The 1,252-nt window shown below is 73.4% G+C and carries 1 protein-coding gene; it reads right to left on the reverse strand.

Annotated features, from left to right (window positions below; translation table 11 throughout):
* Positions 1-1,252: DUF3418 domain-containing protein (locus D180_RS14120; protein WP_043091005.1), on the reverse strand; the 1,252-nt coding region annotated here is incomplete at both ends.

Here is a 1,252-nt window from a genome sequence, read left to right on the forward strand (position 1 = left end):
GCGCGGCCGGCGCGCGCGGCGAAGGCCTGCCCGGCACGTTCGCCGAAGCGCGCGCGCAGCGCGTCCAGGTCGCGCGATTCGGCCAGCACCTTGCCCGCCTCGTCGCGCAAGCGCAGGTTCATGCGCAGATGCGGCTCCAGCGTGCTCTCGTCGAACTCCAGCGCACTCAGCGGCGCGCCGGTGGCGCGCTGCAGGAACCGCGCCAGCTCGCCACGGATGTCGTCGGCGCTGGGCTGCGGGAACGCCTCGTAGAACGCACGCGCGAAGTCCGGCGCCGGCACGTAGTTGCGCCGCAGCGCCTTGGGCAGGCTGCGGATCAGCGCCGCCGCCTTGTCGGTGACGAAGCCCGGCGCCAGCCACGACAGCCGCGCCGGGTCCAGCGCGTTGAGCAGGTGCACCGGCACCTCCAGGGTCACGCCGTCATCGGCCGCGCCGGGTTCGAACCGGTAGTGCAGCGGCAGCCGCGCATCGCCCAGCGGGAAATACGTGGGATAGCGCTCGGCGGCGCTGCCCTCGCCCGGCAACAGGTCGGCCAGCGACCAGTGCAGCGCGCGCCGTTGCTCCGGCGCCAGCGCCTTCCACCAGGCGTCCAGGCCGGAGGCGGAATGGATCTCGCCGGGAATCCGGTCCAGGTACCAGCGCGCCTGCCAGTCCTCGTCGGCGACGATGCCGGCGCGACGCAGCTTGGCCTCCTCCTCGTGCGCCTGCGCCAGCACCTTCTGGTTGTCGGCGACGAAGCTGGCGCGGGTGTTGATCTCGCCCGGCACCAGGCCCTGGCGCACGAACAGCTCGTGCGCGCCGGGCGGATCGATGCGGCCGTAGTGCACCGGCTTCTTCGGCGCCAGCACCAGCCCGAACAGGCTGATCTGCTCGGAGGCCAGCACCTGCCCCTGCGCGCGCGACCAGTGCGGATCGAAATGCTTGCGCGCCAGCAGATGCGGCAACTCGGCGATCACCCAATCCGGCTCGATCGCCGCGTTGGTCAGGCCCCACACCTTCTGGGTGTCCAGCAGCGTCGCCGGCAGCACCCACGGCGGCGGCTTGCGGGCAAGCGCCGAACCGGGGAACAGCAGGAAGCGACGCTGCCGCGGCGCCAGGAAATCGCCCTTCTCGGTGCGATGGCCCACCTGAGTCGGCAGCCCGGCCAACAAGGCGCGGTGCAGCGCCTGGTAGGCGGCGGCACGCTCGCGTTCGCTGGCGCGCGGCGCCTCCCCTGCCTCGGCGGGCGCCGGTGGCGGGGGCGGAGCCGCAG

It is taken from the genome of Xanthomonas sp. SHU 166 (genome assembly GCF_000364685.1).
Taxonomy (GTDB): domain Bacteria; phylum Pseudomonadota; class Gammaproteobacteria; order Xanthomonadales; family Xanthomonadaceae; genus Xanthomonas_A; species Xanthomonas_A sontii.